The sequence below is a fragment of the Streptomyces sp. NPDC046759 genome (genome assembly GCF_040645475.1).
In the GTDB taxonomy this organism is placed as follows: domain Bacteria; phylum Actinomycetota; class Actinomycetes; order Streptomycetales; family Streptomycetaceae; genus Streptomyces.
This window is the reverse complement of sequence record NZ_JBEYYJ010000014.1, coordinates 190,285-211,627: the sequence shown is the minus strand read 5'-3', so window position 1 is coordinate 211,627 and position 21,343 is coordinate 190,285. Positions and strand designations below refer to the sequence as shown.

General features: G+C 73.3%; 22 protein-coding genes. 10 read left to right on the top strand and 12 right to left on the bottom strand.

Going from position 1 to position 21,343, the window contains the following annotated elements; genetic code table 11:
* Positions 1–90: 90 nt before the first annotated feature.
* A complete protein-coding gene (locus ABZ919_RS20825) occupies positions 91–2,313 on the top strand; it encodes an FUSC family protein (protein WP_361249762.1) in 2,223 nt (740 codons plus the stop codon).
* A gap of 18 nt (positions 2,314–2,331) precedes the next feature.
* Here the strand turns inward: ABZ919_RS20825 and ABZ919_RS20820 are convergent, their stop codons facing one another.
* On the bottom strand, positions 2,332–3,198 hold the full coding sequence (locus tag ABZ919_RS20820; protein WP_361249708.1) for a SigB/SigF/SigG family RNA polymerase sigma factor: 867 nt from the start codon (positions 3,196–3,198) through the stop codon (positions 2,332–2,334).
* Positions 3,199–3,424: 226 nt separating this feature from the next.
* Positions 3,425–3,859 carry an ATP-binding protein gene (locus tag ABZ919_RS20815; RefSeq protein WP_361249706.1) on the bottom strand — a complete coding sequence of 145 codons (435 nt, stop codon included), beginning with the start codon at positions 3,857–3,859 and terminating at the stop codon, positions 3,425–3,427.
* Positions 3,860–3,984: 125 nt separating this feature from the next.
* Here ABZ919_RS20815 and ABZ919_RS20810 point away from each other — a divergent pair, with 125 nt between their 5' ends.
* Together ABZ919_RS20810 and ABZ919_RS20805 are read left to right on the top strand one after the other, a co-directional pair.
* On the top strand, positions 3,985–4,227 hold the full coding sequence (locus ABZ919_RS20810; protein ID WP_361249703.1) for a hypothetical protein: 243 nt from the start codon (positions 3,985–3,987) through the stop codon (positions 4,225–4,227).
* 277 nt (positions 4,228–4,504) lie between these two features.
* A complete protein-coding gene (locus ABZ919_RS20805) occupies positions 4,505–4,963 on the top strand; it encodes a cyclic nucleotide-binding domain-containing protein (protein ID WP_361249701.1) in 459 nt (152 codons plus the stop codon).
* Position 4,964: 1 nt separating this feature from the next.
* Here the strand turns inward: ABZ919_RS20805 and ABZ919_RS20800 are convergent, their stop codons facing one another.
* Together ABZ919_RS20800 and ABZ919_RS20795 are read right to left on the bottom strand one after the other, a co-directional pair.
* Positions 4,965–6,263 (bottom strand): MFS transporter, encoded by a 1,299-nt coding sequence (locus ABZ919_RS20800; RefSeq protein ID WP_361249698.1) that lies wholly within the window; start codon positions 6,261–6,263, stop codon positions 4,965–4,967.
* Positions 6,264–6,358: 95 nt separating this feature from the next.
* A complete protein-coding gene (locus ABZ919_RS20795) occupies positions 6,359–6,976 on the bottom strand; it encodes a LysE family transporter (protein ID WP_361249695.1) in 618 nt (205 codons plus the stop codon).
* A 65-nt stretch (positions 6,977–7,041) separates the two neighbouring features.
* Here ABZ919_RS20795 and ABZ919_RS20790 point away from each other — a divergent pair, with 65 nt between their 5' ends.
* Together ABZ919_RS20790 and ABZ919_RS20785 are read left to right on the top strand one after the other, a co-directional pair.
* Positions 7,042–7,929 carry a LysR family transcriptional regulator ArgP gene (locus ABZ919_RS20790; RefSeq protein WP_361249694.1) on the top strand — a complete coding sequence of 296 codons (888 nt, stop codon included), beginning with the start codon at positions 7,042–7,044 and terminating at the stop codon, positions 7,927–7,929.
* A 349-nt stretch (positions 7,930–8,278) separates the two neighbouring features.
* Complete coding sequence (locus ABZ919_RS20785) at positions 8,279–8,530, top strand: WhiB family transcriptional regulator (protein ID WP_361249691.1); 252 nt, start codon at positions 8,279–8,281, stop codon at positions 8,528–8,530.
* A gap of 126 nt (positions 8,531–8,656) precedes the next feature.
* Here ABZ919_RS20785 and ABZ919_RS20780 read toward each other — a convergent pair whose 3' ends face one another.
* The 5 genes from ABZ919_RS20780 to ABZ919_RS20760 all read right to left on the bottom strand — a co-directional run bounded on the left by ABZ919_RS20780 (position 8,657) and on the right by ABZ919_RS20760 (position 14,211).
* Positions 8,657–9,106, bottom strand: a complete 450-nt coding sequence (locus ABZ919_RS20780) for a DUF6098 family protein (protein WP_361249688.1) — start codon at positions 9,104–9,106, stop codon at positions 8,657–8,659.
* A 68-nt stretch (positions 9,107–9,174) separates the two neighbouring features.
* Complete coding sequence (locus tag ABZ919_RS20775) at positions 9,175–11,010, bottom strand: HAMP domain-containing sensor histidine kinase (RefSeq protein ID WP_361249686.1); 1,836 nt, start codon at positions 11,008–11,010, stop codon at positions 9,175–9,177.
* A gap of 271 nt (positions 11,011–11,281) precedes the next feature.
* Positions 11,282–11,986 (bottom strand): response regulator transcription factor, encoded by a 705-nt coding sequence (locus ABZ919_RS20770; protein ID WP_361249684.1) that lies wholly within the window; start codon positions 11,984–11,986, stop codon positions 11,282–11,284.
* A 20-nt stretch (positions 11,987–12,006) separates the two neighbouring features.
* Positions 12,007–12,744, bottom strand: coding sequence for a L,D-transpeptidase family protein (locus ABZ919_RS20765; RefSeq protein ID WP_361249681.1), 738 nt, complete (start codon positions 12,742–12,744; stop codon positions 12,007–12,009).
* Positions 12,745–12,786: 42 nt separating this feature from the next.
* Complete coding sequence (locus ABZ919_RS20760; protein ID WP_361249678.1) at positions 12,787–14,211, bottom strand: M1 family metallopeptidase; 1,425 nt, start codon at positions 14,209–14,211, stop codon at positions 12,787–12,789.
* A 169-nt stretch (positions 14,212–14,380) separates the two neighbouring features.
* On the opposite strand from ABZ919_RS20760, the gene ABZ919_RS20755 reads away from it, so the two are divergent.
* Positions 14,381–14,728 (top strand): DUF488 family protein, encoded by a 348-nt coding sequence (locus ABZ919_RS20755; protein WP_361249676.1) that lies wholly within the window; start codon positions 14,381–14,383, stop codon positions 14,726–14,728.
* A 2-nt stretch (positions 14,729–14,730) separates the two neighbouring features.
* Here the strand turns inward: ABZ919_RS20755 and ABZ919_RS20750 are convergent, their stop codons facing one another.
* On the bottom strand, positions 14,731–16,404 hold the full coding sequence (locus ABZ919_RS20750) for an FAD-binding dehydrogenase (protein ID WP_361249673.1): 1,674 nt from the start codon (positions 16,402–16,404) through the stop codon (positions 14,731–14,733).
* An 18-nt stretch (positions 16,405–16,422) separates the two neighbouring features.
* On the bottom strand, positions 16,423–17,049 hold the full coding sequence (locus ABZ919_RS20745) for a TetR/AcrR family transcriptional regulator (RefSeq protein WP_361249670.1): 627 nt from the start codon (positions 17,047–17,049) through the stop codon (positions 16,423–16,425).
* A 131-nt stretch (positions 17,050–17,180) separates the two neighbouring features.
* Between ABZ919_RS20745 and ABZ919_RS20740 the strand changes: the two genes are divergently transcribed.
* From ABZ919_RS20740 to ABZ919_RS20730, 3 genes are all read left to right on the top strand, one after another.
* Positions 17,181–17,810, top strand: coding sequence for an alpha-ketoglutarate-dependent dioxygenase AlkB (locus ABZ919_RS20740; RefSeq protein ID WP_361249668.1), 630 nt, complete (start codon positions 17,181–17,183; stop codon positions 17,808–17,810).
* Positions 17,811–17,889: 79 nt separating this feature from the next.
* Positions 17,890–18,657: an MBL fold metallo-hydrolase gene (locus ABZ919_RS20735; RefSeq protein ID WP_361249665.1), complete on the top strand. Its 768-nt coding sequence runs from the start codon at positions 17,890–17,892 to the stop codon at positions 18,655–18,657.
* 10 nt (positions 18,658–18,667) lie between these two features.
* On the top strand, positions 18,668–19,903 hold the full coding sequence (locus ABZ919_RS20730) for a DUF4032 domain-containing protein (protein WP_361249662.1): 1,236 nt from the start codon (positions 18,668–18,670) through the stop codon (positions 19,901–19,903).
* A gap of 1 nt (position 19,904) precedes the next feature.
* Here ABZ919_RS20730 and ABZ919_RS20725 read toward each other — a convergent pair whose 3' ends face one another.
* Positions 19,905–20,771: a universal stress protein gene (locus ABZ919_RS20725; RefSeq protein ID WP_361249661.1), complete on the bottom strand. Its 867-nt coding sequence runs from the start codon at positions 20,769–20,771 to the stop codon at positions 19,905–19,907.
* Positions 20,772–20,938: 167 nt separating this feature from the next.
* Here ABZ919_RS20725 and ABZ919_RS20720 point away from each other — a divergent pair, with 167 nt between their 5' ends.
* Positions 20,939–21,292, top strand: coding sequence for a VOC family protein (locus tag ABZ919_RS20720; protein ID WP_361249658.1), 354 nt, complete (start codon positions 20,939–20,941; stop codon positions 21,290–21,292).
* Positions 21,293–21,343: the final 51 nt, after the last annotated feature.

Genomic DNA, 21,343 nt, shown 5'->3' with positions numbered 1-21,343 from the left:
CCGTCGTGCGATGCTGGACCGGAGATCGATTTCGGGCACGGGAGAGAGCGCGGCGGCGTGGGCACAGCGGGACGGTCGGGGCGGGTAAGGATGTGGGACCGGCTCGCGGCGTCCGATCCCGGGCTGCTCAGGCTCACCGCGGGCCTGCGCACGGTCACCGCGATCGCGCTCACCCTCGCCGTCCTGGCCGTCCTGCGGGTGCCGGTGCCCCACCTGGTCGCCGGTGCCATGGCGGCGATGGTGTCGACCTTCGCCGTCCGTGAGCAACAGCGCTCGAAGCAGGCCGTGACGCTCGCGCTCGGACTGCCGGTGGCCCTGGTCTCGGTCTCGCTGGGCGCGCTGCTGAACCAACAGGTCGTCGTCGGTGACCTGTTCTTCGTCCTGCTCATCTTCTGCGCGGTCTACGGCCGCCGGTTCGGCGACCGCGGCACGGCGCTCGGTCTGATCGGTTTTCAGGTCTACTTCCTCTCGCTGTTCGTGCACGCGACCACCTCCGCGCTCCCCGCGCTGTTCGGCGTCATCTGCGTGGCCTTCGCGTGCAGCGCAGCCGCACGGTTCGTGCTGCTGCCGCAGACCCCGACCGGCACCCTGGACCGGCTGCGACGGGCCTTCCGCGCGCGGCTCGCCCAGCTGCTCGCCGTACAGACGGAGTTGCTCGACGCCGGCCCGGACGACGTGGAGAAGGTCCTGGACGACCTGCGGACCGCCACGGCGCGGCTGCACGAGACGGCGCTGATGATCCAGGGACGCCTGGAGGACGGCACGTCCGACGAGGCGGTGGCCCGGCTGCTGCAGCGCCGGATCGCCGACGCCGAGATCGCCGCCGAGCGGCTCGGTCTGCTGCTGCTCACCGCGCGCAGCGCCGAGCGGACCGACACCCTCACTCTGCATCTGCCGGGTGCCACGCTGCCCTCCGGCGGTGAGCTGCCGGTGCGGGACGAGGCGACGGCGGCGCTGCGCCGGGACCTCCAGGCGCTGCGGCTGCTGATGCTGCGGCCGCTCGGCGAGGCCAGGGGCACCGCCCTCGCCCAGGTGCGCAACCGCCTGCTCGGCTACCGCGAGGAGGAGAACCTGCCCAAGGCCTCCTCCGCCGTGCAGGACGTCTTCCGTGGCCTCGGCGAGGCCGCCCGGGCCGCGCTCGGCCTCAGGACGGCGCTGGACGGGCCGCCGGACGAATCCGACGACACCCCGGCGACGACCCGCTCGCGCGAGGAGCTGGACGCGGAGGACGCCGCGATCGAGGCGCGCGAGGAGAGCGAGGCGCAGGAGGCGGGGCCCACCGGTCTGAAGCGGCCCACGACGCGGGCCGCCGTGCAGGGCGCCGTCGGCTCCGCGCTGGCCATCGCGGGCGGTGAGCTGCTGTCCAGCCAGCGCTGGTACTGGGCGGTGCTGACCTGCTGGATCGTGTTCCTCAACACCGCCTCGACCGGGGAGATCCTGGTCAAGGGCTACCGTCGGCTGGTGGGCACGGTGCTCGGCGTGGTGGCCGGCATCGGGCTCGCCGGTCTGGTCGGGCACCACACGTGGACGGCGTTCGCGCTGGTGCTGGTGTTCGTCTTCGCCATGTTCTACACGGCGCCCCTGTCCTACACGCTGATGTCGTTCTTCGTCACGGCGATGCTGGGGCTGCTGTACACGCTGCTGAACACCTACAGCATGGCGGTGCTGGTGCTGCGGGTGGAGGAGACGGCGCTGGGCGCGGCCTGCGGGGTGATCGCGGCGGCGCTGGTCCTGCCGATCCACACCGACCGCCGTACCAACGAACTCCTCGTCACGGTTCTGGAACGCCTCGCCGGTGTCACCCGCGCCGCCGTCGACCAGTTGAGCGGCGGGTCGGGCGCCGACCTGGTCGAGCAGGCGCGCGATCTGGACCAGGCGCTGGCCGACCTGCGCGCGGCCACCCAGCCGCTGACCCACCCGGTCACACCGCTGCGCTCACGCCGGGACACCGCGCGGTACGTGGTGGCGCTGCTGGAGACCTGCGCCTACCACGGGCGCTCGCTGGCGGCCACGGCCGAGCTGCTGCCGACGCATCCGGCGATCGCGGCGGACCCCCGGCTGCGCGGGGCGTGCGCCCGGATCGTGCACAACATCGAGGCGATCGCCGCCCACGTCGAGAACCCGCGCGCGGCCTCGGAGATCGAGAGAGGCTCCAGCATCGCCTCGATGCTGGAGCCGGGCACCCTGCGCACCCCACGCTACGGCCGCGTCACCGATCGGGTGCTGCGCCATCTGCAGCGGCTGGACGAGGCGGTCACGGGTCTGGCCCGGCCCCTGGGCGTCGCTGCCGGGGCGGACCGGCCGAAGAGGTGACTTCCGTCGTCCGCGCGGTCATACCGCCTCGGCGCCGCCCACGCGCCGGCCCATCGCCTCGTCCCGCACCCGTGCGCAGCTGCGGCTGATCAGCCGGGAGACGTGCATCTGGGAGATGCCCAGCCGGTCGGCGATGCGGCTCTGCGTCATGTCCTCGAAGAACCGCATGTAGAGGATGGCCCGTTCGCGCTCGGGCAGCCGGCGCAGCCCCTCCTTGGCGGCCTCGCGGTCGACCACGACATCGAACGAGGTGTCCGCCGCGCCGAGGGTGTCGGCGAGGCTGTAGCCGTCGTCTCCGGTGGACAGTTCGGCGTCCAGGGACAGGGTGCTGAAGCTCTCCAGCGCCTCCATGCCCGCGCCGACCTCCTCCTCGGTCAGTCCGGTGTGGGCGGCGATGTCGCCGACGGTGGGCTCGGGGCTGCCCGGGTGCTGGGTGAGTTCGCGGCGGGCGACGCGCACCCGGTTGCGCAGTTCCTGCACCCGCCGGGGCACCCTGAGGGCCCACATCCGGTCCCGGAAGTGCCGCTTGACCTCGCCGGTGATGGTCGGCACCGCGTAGCTCTCGAAGGCCCCGCGGGACGGGTCGAACCGGTCGACCGCCTTGACCAGCCCGAGGGCGGCCACCTGCCGCAGGTCCTCGACGGACTCGCCCCGGTCGCGGAAGCGGCCGGCGATCCGGTGCGCCATGGGCAGCCAGGCGGCGACGAGTTCGTCGCGTACCGCGTCCCGCTCGGGGCCGTCGCCCAGTTCCGCAAGCCGGGCGAACAGCTGCGCGGTGTCCGGGGCGTCGTCATGGGTGCGCCGCGCGGCGGCGGCATGTGTGGCGGCAGCGGTGGAGTCCGTGGCGGGCGTGCCGGGACGGCTTGTCGACATGTCGGTCAGCATGCGGAATCGCTCCTGAACGTGGTTTCAGGGCACAGCGCCGGAAGAATCCGGTGCGGGCCCGAACGGTGGTGTCAGGTGCGCCGCGGGTCGATCACCCGGTCCGCCGGGGGAAACCAGGCGGTCGGAGGGTTCCCGCTGGGCGCGCGCCTCCGGTCCGAAGCACGAGATTCCGCCTGCCCCTGGACCGGGATGGCAAACACCGCCGTCCGGGAACTTCCGCGCGCCGTCAGTGCAGCGGGACGACGACGGTGATGCGCTTGCCCCCGCAGGGCAGCTCGGCGACCCGGACGTCCCGCGAGAGGCGGCAGACGATGGGCCAGCCGCGGCCGCCGAGCCGGGCGCGGCCGCGCTCGTCGGCGGGAGGCGCGGCCACCGGCAGCTCGTCGCTGCCGTCGCTCACCGACACGTGGACGCCGCCGGAGTCCACGTCGACGTCGAAGTCGGTGATGCCGCCGCCGTGCAGGATGGCGTTGGTGGTGAGCTCCGAGGTGACCAGCAGAGCGTCCTGCACGGCCGCGGTATCGCAGCAGATGGCGTGGGCACGGCACCGTTCGGCCACCACACGCTGCACCGCTCTGCGGGCGTCGGCCGGTCGGCACGGTAGTCGGCGGGGCGGCTCCCGCAGAGTCGCCAAGGAGTTGGTCCGGTGCTTGTCGCGCATCCTTCCTCCCCTGTGCGATGCCCGGATTGCCAAGCTTTCTCCTTTTCCACCTGACCTTTTGCGGCGCCCTCAAACACGCCGGGTACCGATGTCATCACCGCGGGCCTCGCGGGTACCAGACGGGTATGACCGATGTGGTGGACGCGGACGAACTGCTGCGGCGCATCCGGCGCGGCCGGGAGCGTGCGGCAGAGGAGGAGCGAGCATGCCGGGAACGGGCCCAGAGCCTGACGGCGACGGATCCGGACGGCGCACGGGAGGCGGCGGTCCGGGCCTGGGCCTTCGAGGCGGTCGCCAGAGTGCTCACGGAGATCGTCAGCCCGGGCGGGTCACCGATCGCGACGGAGGGCGTGAAGCGGGTCACCTGACCCGTTGCCGATTGGCCGAACACCCGACAGATGGTTTATCGTTCATACATACGTGATGCCGGAGGTGACCGGAACCGCCCTTCCTCCCTCCATGGCGTCACCGCAAACGGCCCTGGCTGGCCTCCCCCGTCCAGCCAGGGCTTCTTGCTGCCCGGAACCGGCGGCGGGCCGGGGTGGCGCGGAAATGAGCGTCCTTCGAGGTGCCCGCGGGGGCCGCAGCGGCTGAAATGGGCTTAGGGAAAGCACCCGAACCGCCGCCGGCGAGGAGCTCCGCGCCATGACCAAAGCGATAAAACTGCTGACCGCCCTGCCCCAGGCGCAGCGCGAGCGCCTGATGGAACTGGCCAAGGAGGTCTCGTTCCCGGAGGACACCCACATCTTCGAGGCGGGCGGCACGGCCGACCGGTTCTGGGTGATCCGTTCCGGCGCGGTCCACCTGGAGACGCAGGTCACCTCGCGGCAGCGGGTGGCGGTGGCCACCCTCGGCGCGGGCGACCTGCTCGGCTGGTCCTGGCTGTTTCCTCCGTACCAGTGGGACTTCGGCGCGGTGGCCTTCAGCAACGTACGGGCCTACGAGTTCGACGGGCCCTCCGTGCTCGCGCTGAGCGTGGAGGACCCGTTGCTCGGGCTCTCGCTGGTGCGGACGGTCGCCGAGATCCTCGCCCACCGCCTGGAGACGACCCGGGGCAAGCTGATGGACCAGTACGCCATCAGGCGGCGCAGCGGCCCGCTGTAGCTCAGACCCGGTAGCGGCGCAGGGCCGGGACCGCGGCGGCCAGAGCCAGCATCACCACGACGACCAGGGCGCCACCGCCCGCCACGGCCGCACGCGTACCGAACGCCGACCCGGCCGTGCCGTGCAGGACGTCGGCCAGACGCGGCCCGCCCGCGACGACCACCGTGAACACGCCCTGCATCCGGCCACGCATCTGGTCGGTCGCGGCCGACAGCAGGATCGCGCCGCGGAACACCATCGAGACCATGTCGGCGACACCGGCCGCGGCGAGGAACGCCAGAGCCACCCAGAGATTGCCGCTCAGCCCGAACCCGGCGACGGCCGCACCCCAGCCGACGACCGCCCCGATGACCATCCAGCCGTGTCGGCGGGCCCGCGAGAACACGCCGGAGAACAGGCCGCCGAGCACCGCGCCGACCGGGATGCCGGCGAAGAGCACGCCGAGCGCGAGCCCCTCGCCCCAGGAGTGGTAGGTCTGCGCCGCCAGCTGCGGGAACAGGGCGCGGGGCATGCCGAGGACCATGGCGACGATGTCGGCGAGGAAGGACAGCAGCAGCACCTTGTGCCGGGAGATGTAGCGGAACCCGGCGGTTATCTCGCGCATGCCGGCCCGGCGCGCGACGCCGTCACCGAGCGGGGGCAGCGCCGGCAGCCGGAAGACCGCCCACACGGTCAGGCACAGCGCGACGGCGTCGAGGAGATACAGCTCGGGCAGTCCGACGACCGGGATCAGCACACCGGCGAGCAGGGGGCCCGCCACCAGGCCGGTCTGCATCACCGTGGAGCCGAGCGCGTTGGCCGCGGGCAGCTGCTCGGCCGGGACCAGCCGGGCGATGGAGGCGTTGCGGGCGGGCGAGTTGAGCCCGAAGAACGCCTGCTGGAGCGCGAGCAGCACCATGAGGACGACGACGGAGGCCATGCCCGTCACGGCCTGCGCCCAGAACAGCAGCGAGGTCACCGCGATGCCGCAGTTGGTCACCAGCAGCAGCTTGCGGCGGTCCACGGTGTCGGCGACCGCACCGCCCCACAGCGCGAACGCCACCATCGGCACGAGGCCGGCCAGGCTCGCGTAACCGACCCACGCCGAGGAGTGCGTGACGTCGTAGATCTGCTTGGGCACGGCGACGGCGGTGAGCTGGCTGCCGACGGCGGTGACGATGGTCGACGTCCACAGGCGCCGGTAGGCGGGGATGCTCAGCGGGCGGGTGTCCATCGCCCAGCGGCGCCAGCCACGCCGCGGCGGGGCCGTCGCGTGCGTCGCCGCGGCGGGTCCGGTGGTGCTGCTCTCGCTCGTGTCCACGGATGTCCTGTTGCCGATAGAGGTTGCTCGTTACATCTTTTCGATTTGAGAGCCTAACTATCTCAGCGGCCCAGGTGCACATCGAACGGGTTTCCTCAGGAACCCACCACGAGTGCGGCCCCCAGCGCCAGCATGGTCACGGCGACCAGTGCGTCCAGGACCCGCCAGGCCGCCGGCCGGGCCAGGAGGCGGCCGAGCAGCCGGGCGCCGAAACCCAGTGCGGCGAACCAGCACAGGCTGGCGAGCGCGGCGCCGAGCCCGAAGGGCCAGCGCAGCACGCCCCGGTGGGCGGCGAGGGAGCCCAGCAGGAACACGGTGTCCAGGTAGACATGCGGATTGAGCCAGGTCATGGCCAGACAGGTGAGCACGGCCCGGCGCCGGGAGCCGGCCGCCTCCCCGGCGGTGCTGAGCCCGGCCGCGCCCGGCCCGAGCGCCCGGCGGGCGGCGAGGGCGCCGTAGCAGAGCAGGAACAGACCACCGACGATGCCGACCGCCCGGACCGCGCCGGGCCACGCCACCACGACCGCGCCGACGCCGCCGACTCCCAGCGCTATGAGTACCGCGTCGGACAGCGCGCAGATGCCCACCACGGCCAGGACCGCGTCGCGGCGCACTCCCTGGCGCAGGACGAACGCGTTCTGGGCGCCGATGGCGACGATCAGGGACAGGCCGGTGCCGAATCCGGCGGCCGCGGAGGTCAGGGCGTGATGCATGTGCCGAACCTAGAAAGACCGTGGAGACAAGTACAGCTAAAGTTTCTTACGTATCCTTAGCGCTCGTGATGACGGAGCTTCCCCTGGAGCAGGTGCGGACGCTGCTCGCCGTGGTGGACGAGGGCACCTTCGACGCCGCCGCGGCCGCTCTGCACGTGACGCCGTCGGCCGTCAGCCAGCGCGTGAAGGCGCTCGAACAGCGCACCGGCCGGGTGCTGCTGCAGCGCACCAAACCGGTGCGGCCCACGGAGTCGGGAGCGGTGCTGGTGCGCTACGCCCGGCAGCTCGCCCGGCTGGAGCGGGACGCCCGGCGCGAGCTGGGGCTGAGCGGTCCCGGGGAGCCGACGCGGGTGTCGGTGGCGGTGAACGCGGACTCCCTGGCGACCTGGTTCCTGCCGGCGCTGACCCGGGTGGCGGGCCTCTGTCACGAACTGCACCGGGAGGACGAGGACCACACGGCTGCCCTGCTGCGCGAGGGTCTGGTGATGGCGGCAGTGACGACCGCTGCCGACCCGGTGCCGGGCTGCACGGTCCGCACACTCGGGCGGATGCGCTATCTCCCGGTCGGCGCACCGGAGTTGAGCGGCACTCAGCTCGCCGGGCGATCTCTCGCGGACGCGCTGCCCGAGGCCCCCGTCGTGGTCTTCGACCGCAAGGACGACTTGCAGGACGCCTTCGTACGCCGGCTGGGCCGCGGCTCTGCCGGCCCGCACCGGCACCATGTGCCCACCTCGGAGGGCTTCCTGGACGCCGTCACCGCAGGGCTCGGCTGGGGCATGGTGCCGGAGGTCCAGGCCGCGCCGCTGCTGGCGGAGGGCCGGCTGGTACTCCTCGCGCCCGGGCAGTGGATGGACGTCACCCTGTACTGGCAGCAGTGGCGACTCGACTCCCCCGCGCTGGCCGCACTGGCCGACGCGGTCACGGCGACGGCGGCCGAGGCGCTGCGCCGCTGACGGCCGCCGTCACGTTTCATCCGTTTCGCACCGCCACAAGCGCCCTGCGCAGTACCGTGGTCGGGCGGTGGCGCGGCGGACGGCGTTCCCACCCGGTTCCCGCCCCGACTTCGCGCCGCCGGCCCTGCCCGGCGCGGGTGCCCTCGGCCCGGTGGCACCTCCGCCCCGTTGCCCGGCCTGCCGAGCGCGTCCGGACCACCCCGGGCCGTACGCGCGCCCGTGGCCGGATCCCGGTCGTCGCACGATCCCCTTCCGGTTCCGCCGTTTCACGCCGCCCCGACCGGTCACCCGATCCCGAAGTACGCATCCGACAGGCACGGACGACTTCGATCCGATCCAGGAGAGTTCCATGGACAACTGGCGCGACCATGCCGCGTGCCGTCATGAGGATCCCGACCTGTTCTTCCCCGTCGGCACCACCGGGCCGGCGCAGGTGCAGATCCAGCAGGCCAAGGCGGTCTGCGAGCCCTGTCCCGTCCGGGAGGAGTGCCTGGACTGGGCGCTGGAGACGGGCCAGGGCATCGGCATCTGGGGAGGGACGACCGAGGTGGAGCGCCGGTCACTGCGGCGCCGCGCCCGCTCGCGGCCCCGCTCCGGCTGACCGGAAGAACCACGGGCCGCCCCGGCCGGCGAGCAGAGCTACGGGCCGCGCCGGCCGACCGGTGGAGCCACGGGCCGCCCCGGCCACCGGCGGACCGCCCCGGACATCCACGGGCCGTCCGGGGAGTCAGCGGCCGCCGCGGCGCAGCGTGCCCCACTCCTGCTCCTGCCGGGCTACCTCGGCCTCGGCCGCGTCGATCGCCTGGTGCGCGATCCAGCACAGCGGCTCGACCTCGGTCACCAGCGGCTCGTTGTCGGGACCCCGGCCGATCTCCCGCCCCCGCAGGACCCAGGGACGTACGCCGGGGCCCTTCTCGTGCGGCAGGTGCGCGTAGTCGTACAGGCGGCGGGCCACCCACAGCTCCACCGAACGGTCCTCCCACCAGTCCTCGACGTCGAGCGGATTGGCCGACAGACCGGGCAGGGGCACTCCGGTCAGCGCGTCCTTGCTGGAGACGTCGGCGAGGTCGGTGGCCGGCCCCCTGGACCAGCGCACGTACAGGCCCTGGTGGCGGCCCATTAGGCGGGCCACCTCGGTGAGTGTGGACACGACCGGCAGGTTCTCCGGTGAGCTCATGGCATGACCTCCCTCGACTGCGCCGCGCGACCGGAGTACCCCTGGTGCGCGAGGGGAATCGGAGGTGGTCAGGTGTCGTCCGCGGGTGGTCCGGCCGCGGGCAGCCGCAGTGTGAAGACCGCTCCCCCGCCCGGCTCGCTCGCCGCGTCCGCCGTGCCGCCGTGGGCGGCGACCAGATGACGCACGATCGGCAGGCCCAGGCCGCTGCCTCCGGTGCGGCGGCTGCGGGACTTCTCGGCGCGCCAGAACCGGTCGAAGACGTGCGGCAGGTCCTCGGGCGCGATGCCCGTGCCGGTGTCGGTCACGGTGAGGACGACATCGGGGCCGTGCCGGCGGGCGGCAAGGGTGACCGTGCCGTCGGCCGGGGTGTGCCGCAGCGCGTTGGAGACCAGGTTGCCGAGGGCCTGCCGCATCCTCACCGGGTCGGCGTCCAGCCAGGCGGCCGTGTCTGCCCCGGTGCGCAGGGCGACCCCGGCGGCGCCGGCGGCGACCCGGTGGGCGGCGGCGACCTGGTCGAGGAGGTCGCCGGCGCGCAGTGGCTCGGGGTGCAGCCGCAGCGTGCCCGCGTCGGCGGCGGCCAGGTCCTGCAGGTCGTCGATGATCCGCTGCAGGACGAGCGCCTCCTCGTGCAGCGAGTCCAGCAGCGGCGGGTCGGGCTCGACGACGCCGTCGCGGACGACTTCCAGCCAGCCGCGGATGTTCGTGAGCGGACTGCGCAGCTCGTGCGCGATGTCGCTGACCATCGCCCTGCGCTGGGCCTCCAGCCGGGCGCGGCGCTCGGTCAGGTCGTTGAAGGCCTCGGCGAGGATGCCGGTCTCGTCCCGGGTGGTCACCGGTACCCGCACGTGCAGTTCGGGCGGCTGCTGTGCGGCCTCGGTCAGCGCGCGCAGCGGCCGCACCAGCCGGGTCGCGACGAGGGCGGTCACGGCGACGGTGACGGCGAGGACCAGTCCGGCCGCGCCGATCACCTTGGCCTTGTTGGCCGGGGACATGTCGAAGCGGGAGGGGTTCTGGTCGCCGATCCCGAGGAACAGCTCGGCCACCGGGGCGACGTAGGGCTCCAGTTGGGTACGGCGGGCGGTCACGATGCAGTTCTGGACGGCCCGGGCCGTCGCCGCCTTGCCCGCCCGGGCGTACTTGGCGACGAGATAGCCGCCGCCGAAGGGGTCCTTGCCGCTGGGGTCGTAGGTGAGGAACAGCGGGCCGCCGAGGTCCAGGCCGGCCCGTTTCAGACAGGGCCGGGCGAGGTCGGTGAGGCGGGCCAGGGCCCCCCGTTCCGTCGGAGTGGGCGCGTTGAGCTCTCCGTCCTCGCACACCGTGGCACCGAATCCGGCCGGGTCGGCGCCGTCCGCGCCGGTGACGACGGGCCGCCCGCTCGCCGTGCGGACGACGGTGGCCTGAAGGCCGTAGCGCTCGTAGCACTGCCTGCGCCTGGTGGCCAGCGCGTCCAGCTTCGCGCGCTCCTTCGCCGGCAGCCGGTAGGGGCCGACCACCCGCGGGTCGATGCCGCTGAGCTGGGCGCCGGTCTCGCTGTAGGTGTCGGTCCGCAGCGGGTCGACGGTGGCGGCGGGCCGGGGCGGCAGCGGGGTGCCGCGGGGCGCGGAGTCGGCTACGAGGGTGCGGTCGGCGGTGGTGAGCGCGATCCGGCGCCCGGTCTCGGCGGCCAGCTGCCGTACGGTGCGCCGGACGTCCGTCCAGTCGGCGTGGGTGGCGGCGTACCCGCTGAGCCGGGCGAGGATGCTGTTGTCGGCCGCGAGGTCCTGACCCTGCTCCTCCTTCAGGGCGCTGGTGGTGGTGGTCACCGCCAGCCAGGCGGTGGCGGCCACCGAACAGACGGCGATCAGGGCGGAGACGGACAGCAGCCGGACGAGGAGCCGCTTGCGCAACGGGATACGCCGCCTCACAGATGCCTCCCGTGCGGCCCGCGGCGCCGCGCGCCGCACCGGCGTCTCCCCACCCGGGCCGGCGTCGCGCGCCGCACGGCCGCGTGCCGGCCGGCCCCGGACGCCCCGCGCGACGGGACGCCTCCCCCGTCCGCGACCGAGCGGCGGGACCGAAAGACGGGCCGCGGAGCTCGGGGCGATGTGGCGGTTCCGGGAGGGTGCCGGCGGTCGGGGGCCGGTGACCGCCGGCAGGTCGAGGCCGCCTCCAGGCCCGCCGGGGGCGCCGTGCGCTTCACGGGCGGCCCCCGGTCAGCTTGTAGCCGACGCCGAACACGGTCAGCAGCCGTGCCGGTCGGCGCGGGTCGGTCTCGATCTTGCGGCGCAGGTTCATGATGTGCACGTCGACGGCCCGCTCGGTGGAGGCCCGGTCAAAGCCGCGGGTGCACTGCAGCAACTGCCGCCGGGTGAACACCCGTTCCGGCTCCGCGGCCATGGCCAGCAGGATCTGGAACTCGGCGGGCGTGCAGTCCACCGGCACGCCGTCGCAGCGCACCTCGTGGCGTACGGGGTCGACGCTGATCCCGGCGGCCCGGACGGCGGGGTCGCCGTCCCGCCCGCCCGCACCGCGCCCGCTGCGTCTGAGGACCGTGCGGATGCGGGCCATCAGCTCGCGCGGACTGTAGGGCTTGGTCAGGTAGTCGTCGGCGCCCAGTTCGAGGCCGAGCAGCAGATCGTCCTCGGCGGAGCGGGCGGTGAGCATGACCACGGGGACGTCCGGGGTGTCGCCGTCGCGCAGCGCCCGGCACACGCCGAACCCGTCGACGACCGGGAGCATCAGGTCCAGGACGACGAGGTCCGGTCTGAGGCCGCGCGCGGCGTCCAGGGCGGCGGCACCGTCGTGCACGACCGTCGCCGTGTGTCCCTCCGCCAGCAGGGAGCGGCGGATCAGTTCGGCCTGCTTCTCGTCGTCCTCGGCGACCAGCACATGTGCGCACACGGGTTCGGATCCTAGGCGGCTCAGGCGGCGAGCCAGCCGGCGTATCCCATGACGACGACCGGATGCCGGTCCGGGTCGAGGGTGCGCAGCAGTTCCTTCATGTGGGCCTTGGCGACGCTGACGCAGCCGTGCGTGGCCCCGCCGTGGTCGACGTGCAGCCAGACCCCGCCGCCGCGGCCCGGGCCGAGCGGCCGGGTCCAGTCCAGGGGCGAGGTGCCGGGTGTGCGGTTGTAGTCGATGGCGATGACGTAGTCGAAACATCCGTCGAGCGGTTCACCCTCGAACCCGGTGCCGGGCGAGTGGAAGCCGGCGGACCGGTGGTAGGGCAGCTTGCTGCCGGGATCCGGGAGCAGGCCGCCGGCGTCGGAGAGGGTGTAGACGCCGAGCGGGGAGCGCAGGTCGCCGAGCATGTGGTGGCCGCTCCAGCCGCGCAGCGCGTTGTGGGCGGGCCAGGCGGGGCCGGCCTGCCAGCCGGTGGCGGTGCGCTGGTGCAGGACGACGGTGCAGCGCGGGGAGTCCTTCCCGCGTCCGGTGACGAGCACGGCCTGACCGCAGCGCTCGGGTATCGCCGCCGACCTGGCGGGGCCGAGGCCGGGTATGCCCCGGGGTGCCTGCTCCGCCTGGACCTCGGCGGTGGGGGTGGCGGGAGCCGGGTGCGTGGGGGGTGTCCGGCGCTCGCCGGCCTCGGCTCCGCCGCCGCAGCCGGCGAGCAGCGGCGGGGAGGCGAGGAGGGCGACGGCGGTTCTGCGATGGATCATGGTGTCGACCATGGCCGACACTTGTTTGAAATCGGTGAGGGTTCAGGCCCGGTTCGGCTTGCCTTTCGTGAACAGCCAGGTGTGGAAAAGACCGTCCAGGTGCTTCCCCGAGAGCTGCCCGGCCAGCCGCACGAACTGTGCCGTCGTGCCGTGGCCGCCGCGGTGGTCGGCCGCCCAGGCGCGCAGGATCCGGAAGAAGTCCCGGTCGCCCACGGCCTTGCGCAGCTCGTGCAGGGTCATGGCGCCGCGGGCGTAGACGGGCGTGCCGAAGATGTTCGCGCCGCTGCCCGGGTCGCCCGGCGGATAGGCCCACAGCTCGTCGCTCGCCGGGCGGGCGTAGAGGGAGTCGAAGGTCTTCTGGGCGCTGTCGCCGCCGTGCTGTTCCTCGTAGAGCCACTCGGCGTAGGTGGCGAAGCCCTCGTTGAGCCAGATGTCCTTCCACGCCGTCAGCGAGACGGAGTCGCCGAACCACTGGTGGGCGCTCTCATGGACGAGGGTGTCGATGTCGGGCGCTGAGTCGTAGAGCGGCCGGGTCTGGGTCTCGAGGGCGTAGCCGACGTTCGCGTGGTCGACGATCGACCCGGCGGAGCGGAACGGGTACGGCCCGAACAGCTTGCTCTCCCAGGCGAGGACGGACGGCAGCTGTTTCAGCACGGGCGCGGCCGCCTTCGCCTCACGCGGGTCCACGGCGTTGTACACGTGGATGCCGTCGCGGGTGGTGTAGCGCTCGACCTGGAAGTTTCCGACGGTGGCCGTGGCCAGGTACGCGGCCGTCGGCTGGGTCTCGCGCCAGTGGAAGGTCGTCCGCCCGTGTGCGGTGTGCTGTCCGAGCAGTTCGCCGCCCGCGACGGCCGTGCGGCCCTGGGGGACGGTGATGGTGATGTCGTACGACGACTTGTCCTTGGGGTGGCTGTTCGCCGGGAACCAGGTCATGGCGCCCTGGGGCTCGCCCGCGACGAAGGCGCCGTCGTCGGTGGGGATCCAGCCGTCCGCGCTGCCGTCGGGGTCGGTGACCGGCTTCGGCGTGCCGCCGTAGGTGACGGTGACCCGGAAGTCATGGCCCGCGCCCACGGTGCGGCCCGGTGTGACGACGAGTTCCTGGCCGTCGCGGCGGAACGCCGCGCGCGTGCCGTCGACGGTGACGCCGGTGACCTTCATGCCCGTCAGGTCGAGGTCGAAGCGGCTGAGGTTCTGGGTGGCGCGAGCGGCGAGGGAGGCCCGGCCCTCGAGGTGCCGGGAGGAAGGGTCGTAGCCGAGCGTGAGGTCGTAGTGCCGGACGTGGTAGCCGCCGTTGCCGCTGAGCGGGAAGTAGGGATCGCCCGCGCCGGACGCCCCGGCCGTGCCCACCGCAGTCGGTCCGGTGGCGCCGACGAGTGCTGCCAGGGCGACGGGGACGGTGGCGAGGACCGCCCCGGGGCGCAGGACGGCGGTGCGGCGCCGGGCGGGCTGTCTGCGGAGTGGCGTCACGGGCGCTCCTCAAGGGGTGGCTGATGATCGGCTGGCCGCCAGACTAGGGGCGCCGGTGGTCCGCTCTCCCTCTCATTCTGGTCAAGTCTCGCCGCGTGGCCGCCCGTCGGACCGGTCGTCGGCGGGTTACGCTCGGGAGCCGTCCGCCGTCCCGCGAGGAGTGACGACCGTGAGCGTGCGTGTGCGCCGGGTCTACGACCCGCCCGAGTCCGACGACGGCCTGCGCGTGCTGGTCGACCGGCTGTGGCCGCGCGGCCTCGCCAAGGACGCGGCCCGGGTGGACGAGTGGCCGAAGGGGCTCACGCCGTCCACCGAGCTGCGCAAGTGGTTCCACGGCGGCGGCTCGTACGAGGAGTTCAGGAGCCGCTACGAGGCGGAGCTCGACGCGCCGGAGGCCGCCGAGCTCCTCGACGGGCTGCGCAGGACGGCCCGCAGGAAGCGCGTGACCCTGCTGACCGCGTCCAAGACACCGGAACGCAGTCATGCGCAGGTCCTGCTGGAGCTGCTGAAGGGCTGAGGTCAGCCCGCCTGCCGGGCCGCGTGCCGGCCGGCGGCGCGCCCCGAGAACAGGCAGCCGCCGAGGAAGGTGCCCTCCAGCGCGTTGTAGCCGTGGACACCGCCGCCGCCGAAGCCGGCCACCTCGCCCGCCGCGTACAGCCCCTCGACCGGCGTGCCGTCGGCGGCCAGGGCGCGGGAGTCGAGGTCGGTCTGGATGCCGCCGAGGGTCTTGCGGGTCAGGATGTGCAGCCGGACGCCGATGAGGGGGCCGGCGGCCGGATCGAGGATGCGGTGCGGGGAGGCGACCCGGCCGAGCCGGTCGCCGATGTAGCGGCGGGCGTTGTGGATGCCCTGGACCTGGGAGTCCTTGCCGTAGGGGTTGGCGATCTGCAGGTCGCGGGCCTCGATCTGGCGGCGCACCTCGGCCGCGTCCAGCAGGGGCTTGCCGGTCAGCGCGTTCATCTTCCCTACGAGCTGGTCCAGGTTGCCCGCGGTCACGAAGTCCGCGCCCTTGTCCAGGAAGGCCTGCACCGGAGCGGGTGCGCCCTTGCCGAGCAGCCTGTCCCGCAGGACGGCCTTGCGGTCCTTGGCGGTGATGTCGGGGTTCTGCTCGGAGCCGGAGAGCGCGAACTCCTTCTCGATGATCTTCCGGGTGAGGATGAACCAGGAGTGGTCGTGTCCGGCTATGTCCTCGGTGGTGCGCAGGTGCTTGAGGGTGTTGAGGGTGTCGTAGCCCGGCAGGCACGGGTCGGGCAGCCGGCGGCCGAGGGCGTCCAGCCAGATGGACGAGGGGCCGGGCAGGATGCGGATGCCGTGGCCGGGCCAGATCGGGTCCCAGTTCTGCAGGCCCTCGGTGTAGTGCCACATGCGGTCGCGGTTGACCAGCCGGACGCCGGCCTCGGCGCTGATGTCGAGCATGCGGCCGTCGACGTAGGCCGGGACTCCGGTGACCATCTCGGCCGGCGGGGTGCCGAGCCGGGCCGGCCAGTGGCGGCGGACGATGTCGTGGTTGGCGCCGATGCCCCCGGTGGTCACGACGACCGCCTGGGCGGTGAGTTCGAAGTCGCCGACGCGGTCGCGGTTGGAGGCGACGCCGCGCGGTGAGCGGTCCTCGGCCAGGACGGTGCCCCGCACTCCGCGTGCCGTGCCGTTCTCGACGACGAGTTCGTCGACCTGGTGGCGGTGGTGGAAGGTGAGCAGTCCGTCCCGGGCGGCCTGGCGGGCGTGGCGCACGAAGGGTTCGACCACGCCGGTGCCGGTGCCCCAGGCGATGTGGAAGCGGGGGACCGAGTTGCCGTGGCCGCCGGCCCTGAGGTCGCCGCGCTCGGCCCAGCCGACGGTCGGCAGCAGTTCGATGCCGTGTCCGCGCAGCCAGGATCGCTTCTCGCCGGCCGCGAACTCGACGTAGGCGCGGGCCCAGCGCACGGCCCAGGAGTCCTCGTCGTCGAGCCGGTCGAACTGCGCGCTGCCCCGCCAGTCGTTCCAGGCGAGGTCGAAGGAGTCCTTGATGCCGAGGCGGCGTTGCTCCGGGGAACCGACGAGGAAGAGCCCGCCGAAGGACCAGAACGCCTGTCCGCCGAGGTTGGCGGAGTTCTCCTGGTCGACCAGGGCCACCCGGCGGCCCCGGCTGGTGAGCTCGTGCGCAGCGACCAGGCCGGCGAGGCCCGCTCCGACGACGATGACGTCCGCGTCCATGGCGTGGAGGTTCCTTCCTCAGTGCGTCGATGGGGAGGTGCTGCCGTCGGTGAGCAGTGCGGTGAGCAGCTGCTTCAGCCACGCCCGTGCGCGCTCGACGTCCTTGTCCAGCAGCAGTTGGGTGGTGACGCCGTCGTACGCGGCGACCACGGCGTGCGCGGCGCCGTTCACGTCGCCCAGTACGGCGGGCAGTCGGGTGTGGCCCCGGGCCCGGAAGAGGCGGTCGGCGATGGCCCGGCGGAGCCGGGCGCGGTGGTCGAGGAGGATGCGCGCGACCTCGGGGTCCCGGGCGGCGTGCACCAGGAAGTCGGTCTTGACCAGCAGCCAGTCCACGTCGAGCAGCAGCACCTCGGTGACCCGGTCCACGGAGGCCTGCACGTCGAGATCGGGGCCGTCCTGGGCGAAGGCGTCGGCGACCTGGGAGGCGATGAGGTCGGCGCGCTCCTGGTAGAGCGCGAAGAACAGCTCGTCCAGGGTGGCGAAGTTCGAGTAGAACGCGCCGCGGCTGAAGCCGGCCGCCTCGCACACTTCCTCGATGGAGACGCGCCCGAAGCCCTTGGCCGCGAACACGCGGAACGCGGCGTCGAGCAGCCGGGCGCGGGTGTGCACCCGGCGCCGGGTGACCCGCTTGGCCGTCTCCTGCATCGCGCTCCCACCCCTCTTTCGATACGCGAATGTATCCGATGCACTGATGTATCGAAAGTCCCCGGGAAGCTCGGGACGGAGCACCAAGATCCGATGGGAACGTATTTTCGAATAAAGGGTACGCTGGGGACATGTCCACGCACCTCCAGGGCTCCCTGTTCGACCAGACCGACGAGATGCGGCTCGGCCCGCTCGACGGGCTGCGCCGGACCGAGCTGGGCGCCGGCGCCTGGATCGACGTGCTGCCGGGCTGGCTGAGCGGGGCCGACGCCCTGTTCGAGAGGCTGGCGGCGGACGTGCCGTGGCGTGCGGAGCGCCGCAAGATGTACGACAACGTTGTGGCCGTACCGCGTCTGCTGGCCTTCTACACGGCGCGCGACCCGCTCCCCCATCCGGTGCTGGACGAGGCGCGCGACGCCCTGTCCCGGCACTACGCCGGGGAACTGGGCGAGCCGTTCACCACCGCCGGGCTGTGCTTCTACCGCGACGGACGGGACAGCGTGGCCTGGCACGGCGACCGGATCGGGCGGGGCGCCCGCGAGGACACGATGGTCGCGATCCTCTCCGTCGGCGCGCCCCGGGACCTGCTGCTGCGTCCGGCGGGCGGCGGCGGTACGACCCTGCGGCGGCCGCTCGGCCACGGCGACCTGATCGTGATGGGCGGCTCCTGCCAGCGGACCTGGGAGCACTGCGTACCGAAGACGACCCGGGCCGCGGGACCGCGCGTCAGCATCCAGTTCCGGCCGCACGGCGTGCACTGAAGCGAGCCCGCCGGTGCGGGACACCGGCCCGTCTGGTTGGCTGTCCCCGACGGTCAGCCGCACAGGGCTCGGAGAGATCATGCGGGCAGAGGTACGCCAAGTCGCCGACGGCACCTATCTGGTGCACGGCAGCCACGTCAACTGGGTGATCCTGAAGGAGGGTGACGCGGTCACCCTGGTGGACACCGGCTATCCGGGAGACCGCCGGGGAGTCCTCGAATCGCTCGCCGAGGTGGGCAGTTCCCCGGAGGCGGTCGCCGCCGTGCTGATCACCCACGCGCACAACGACCATCTGGGCTCGGCCGAGTACCTGCGGGCCACCCACGGCACGCCCGTCTATCTGCACCCGGCCGAAGTCCCCCACGCGCGGCGGGAGTTCCTGCAGCAGGCCACCATCGGCGACGTCGTGCGCAACGCCTGGCGCCCGGGCGTCCTTCCGTGGGCGGCGCACGTGCTCCGCGTGGGCGGCACCGACCACAACCCCGTCACCGCGCCCGAGCCGTTCCCGGTCGAGGGCCCGCTCGACCTGCCCGGCCGTCCCGTGCCCGTGCACACCCCCGGCCACACGGACGGCCACTGCGTCTACCACCTCCCCGGGGCGGGCATCGTCATCTCCGGCGACGCGCTGGTCAGCGGGCACGCGACCTCGCGGGTCAAGGGCCCGCAGATACTCCCCGACTTCTTCCATCACGAGCGCGCCGGGGTCGTGGCCTCCCTGGAACTGATCGGCGCGCTGGACGGCGACACCCTGCTGCCGGGGCACGGGCCGGTGCACCGGGGCCCGGTGCGCGCAGCGGCCGAGCAGGCCCGCGACCGGGCCGCCCAGAACCCCCGGACGGGGCTTTAGGGTTCGTGGCATGGCCTTGCAGATCAGCGCCACGAACCCGGAGCACCCCGCGCTCCTGCTCGCCCTGCCCTGGCACGTGCCCCTGGAGGAGTGGCCCGAGGAACACCTCGTGCCGCTCCCCCGCGGCATCTCCCGGCACGTCGTGCGGTACGCGCACGCCGGTGACGAGGTGATCGCCGTCAAGGAACTGGCCGAGCGGCCCGCGCTGCGCGAGTACCAGCTGCTGCGCGACCTGGACCGGCTCGGCATCCCCGCCGTCGACCCCCTGGCCGTGGTGACCGGGCGCACCGGTCCCTCCGGTGCCCCGCTGGAGCCGGTCCTGATCACCCGGCATCTGCAGGGATCGATGCCGTACCGCTCCATGTTCGAGACGACCATGCGCCCGGCGACCATGCACCGGCTGATGGACGCCCTCGCCGTGCTGCTGGTCCGGCTGCACCTGGCCGGGTTCGCCTGGGGCGACTGCTCGCTGTCCAACACGCTCTTCCGGCGGGACGCGGGCGCCTACGCCGCCTATCTGGTCGATGCCGAGACCGGCGACCTGCACCCGCGGCTGAGCCCGGGCCAGCGGGAGTACGACCTCGACCTGGCCCGCGTGAACATCAGCGGCGAACTGCTGGACCTGGAGGCGTCCGGCGCGCTGCACCCGTCCGTCGACCCGGTGGAGTTCGGGCACGAGATCTGCACCCGCTACCACGGCCTGTGGCAGGAGCTGACCCGCACCTCGGTGTACCCGGCGGGCAAGTACCACTACATCGAACGCAGGATCCGCCGCCTGAACGACCTGGGCTTCGACGTGGCCGAGATGCAGATCGAGCACTCCTCCAACGGCGACACGGTCACCTTCCTGCCGAAGGTCGTCGACGCCGGCCATCACCAGCGCCAGCTGCTGCGGCTGACCGGTCTGGACACCGAGGAGAACCAGGCGCGGCGGCTGCTGAACGACCTGGAGAGCTGGATGGCCACCCAGGACGACCACGCCCCGGGCGATCCCCTGGCAGCCCGGCCCGAGGTGCTGGCCCACCGCTGGGTGCGGGACGTGTTCCGGCCCACCGTGCGGGCGGTGCCGGCCCGGCTGCGCGGCTCGATGGACCCGGCCGAGATCTACCACCAGCTCCTCGAACACCGCTGGTACCTGTCCGAGCGCGCTCAGCACGACATAGGCCTCGACACCGCCGTGGAGGACTACATCGACAACGTCCTGCCCACGGCACGGGCGAGCCTGGAGCCGGCCGAGGAGGAGTAGCTCAGTCGTGCGGGACCACCGCGACCGGACAGTCGGCGTGGTGCAGCATCCCGTGCGCGACCGAGCCGATCCGGCCGCCCACCGCCGTGCGGTGCGACCGGCGCCCGACGACCATCAGCTGGGCCCGCCCGGCCGCCGACAGCAGCACCTGGCCCGCGCTGCCCATCTCCACCTGCTCGGCCACGGGCACGCCGGGGAACCGCTCCCGCCACGGCCGCAGCGCGTCGGCCAGCGCCTGCTTCTCGTACGGCTCCAGACCGCCCGCGTCGTCCAGGAGCCTGAGCGAGCCGGGGCTGTAGGCGAAGACGGGCGGCAGGGTCCACACCCGTACGGCCCGGACGGTCGCCCCGCGGGCCGCCGCTGTCTCGAAGGCGAACTTCAGGGCGGCCGCGCTGTCCTCGGCGTCGCCGTGCTGGCCGACGACCACGTCCCGTCCGGCGGCCTCGGCCGCAGGCCGGTCCCCGGCGCGCACCAGCACCACCGGCCCGGCCGCCTCGGCGACCACCTGCTGCCCGACCGAGCCCACCAGGAAGCCCACGACAGGCCCGTGCCCACGCGAACCGATCACCAGCATCTCGGCGTCCGCCGCCGCCCGGGCCAGCACACCCACGGGATCGCCCTCGACCACGTCGACCCCCGCCTCGAGCTCCGGATGCCGCTCGCAGACGGCCCGCACGGCCTCCCCCACGCCCCGCGACACCCACCCGTGCTGGGTGTCCCGGCCGGCGGTGGCGAGCGACTCGGCGTAGCGCCAGGCGTGCACCACCCGCAGGGGCAGCGCCCGGCGTACGGCCTCCCGCCCGGCCCAGTGCAGCGCGGCCAGGCTCTCCTCCGTACCGTCCACCCCTGCCGTGATCGTGCGTGTCATCGCGTGGGCCTCCTCGTCGTCGCTCGCTCCCGGTGCTGCTGCCCACTGTCGGGCACCGTCGCGCACCCGCACGACGATCTCGCCGGCGAGCCCTCCGGCGAGCGGAAAGGAGATCGGGGGCGGGACGGAACGCGACCGCGCGGGCGTCCGCCCTCTACGCTTCCGGCATGGCGATGGAGTGGGAGCAGGTGGTCGTCGACGCGGCCGACCCGCCGGCGCTGGGGCGCTGGTGGGCCGAGGCGCTGGGGTGGGTCGTGGTGCACGACGCCGCGGACGAGTTCGAGATCCGGCCCGCGCCCGACCGGCTGCCGGGGCTGCTGTTCGTGCCGGTGCCGGAGGGGAAGACGGTCAAGAACCGGCTGCACCTGGACTTCCGGCCGGACGACCAGGCCGCCGAGGTGGCCCGGCTGCTCGCGCTCGGCGCCCGGCACGCGGACGTCGGCCAGGGCGGGCAGCGGTGGGTGGTGCTCGCGGACCCCGAGGGCAACGAGTTCTGCGTGCTCGGGGAGCGCCGGGCCTGATCACGCTCTCCGTTATCCGAAGCGAACCCCCGCGATCGAACATACGATGGC

What these genes read in the sequence shown, in the direction of transcription:
- ABZ919_RS20805 (WP_361249701.1), top strand. Translation starts at nt 4,505, where the DNA reads ATGACCAAAGCGATAAAACTGCTGACCGCCCTGCCCCAGGCGCAGCGC.
- ABZ919_RS20745 (WP_361249670.1), bottom strand. Translation starts at nt 17,049, where the DNA reads ATGCAGGAGACGGCCAAGCGGGTCACCCGGCGCCGGGTGCACACCCGC.
- ABZ919_RS20785 (WP_361249691.1), top strand. Translation starts at nt 8,279, where the DNA reads ATGGACAACTGGCGCGACCATGCCGCGTGCCGTCATGAGGATCCCGAC.
- ABZ919_RS20730 (WP_361249662.1), top strand. Translation starts at nt 18,668, where the DNA reads ATGGCCTTGCAGATCAGCGCCACGAACCCGGAGCACCCCGCGCTCCTG.
- ABZ919_RS20750 (WP_361249673.1), bottom strand. Translation starts at nt 16,404, where the DNA reads ATGGACGCGGACGTCATCGTCGTCGGAGCGGGCCTCGCCGGCCTGGTC.
- ABZ919_RS20825 (WP_361249762.1), top strand. Translation starts at nt 91, where the DNA reads ATGTGGGACCGGCTCGCGGCGTCCGATCCCGGGCTGCTCAGGCTCACC.
- ABZ919_RS20795 (WP_361249695.1), bottom strand. Translation starts at nt 6,976, where the DNA reads ATGCATCACGCCCTGACCTCCGCGGCCGCCGGATTCGGCACCGGCCTG.
- ABZ919_RS20735 (WP_361249665.1), top strand. Translation starts at nt 17,890, where the DNA reads ATGCGGGCAGAGGTACGCCAAGTCGCCGACGGCACCTATCTGGTGCAC.
- ABZ919_RS20740 (WP_361249668.1), top strand. Translation starts at nt 17,181, where the DNA reads ATGTCCACGCACCTCCAGGGCTCCCTGTTCGACCAGACCGACGAGATG.
- ABZ919_RS20810 (WP_361249703.1), top strand. Translation starts at nt 3,985, where the DNA reads ATGACCGATGTGGTGGACGCGGACGAACTGCTGCGGCGCATCCGGCGC.
- ABZ919_RS20725 (WP_361249661.1), bottom strand. Translation starts at nt 20,771, where the DNA reads ATGACACGCACGATCACGGCAGGGGTGGACGGTACGGAGGAGAGCCTG.
- ABZ919_RS20820 (WP_361249708.1), bottom strand. Translation starts at nt 3,198, where the DNA reads ATGCTGACCGACATGTCGACAAGCCGTCCCGGCACGCCCGCCACGGAC.
- ABZ919_RS20765 (WP_361249681.1), bottom strand. Translation starts at nt 12,744, where the DNA reads ATGATCCATCGCAGAACCGCCGTCGCCCTCCTCGCCTCCCCGCCGCTG.
- ABZ919_RS20815 (WP_361249706.1), bottom strand. Translation starts at nt 3,859, where the DNA reads ATGCGCGACAAGCACCGGACCAACTCCTTGGCGACTCTGCGGGAGCCG.
- ABZ919_RS20720 (WP_361249658.1), top strand. Translation starts at nt 20,939, where the DNA reads ATGGCGATGGAGTGGGAGCAGGTGGTCGTCGACGCGGCCGACCCGCCG.
- ABZ919_RS20780 (WP_361249688.1), bottom strand. Translation starts at nt 9,106, where the DNA reads ATGAGCTCACCGGAGAACCTGCCGGTCGTGTCCACACTCACCGAGGTG.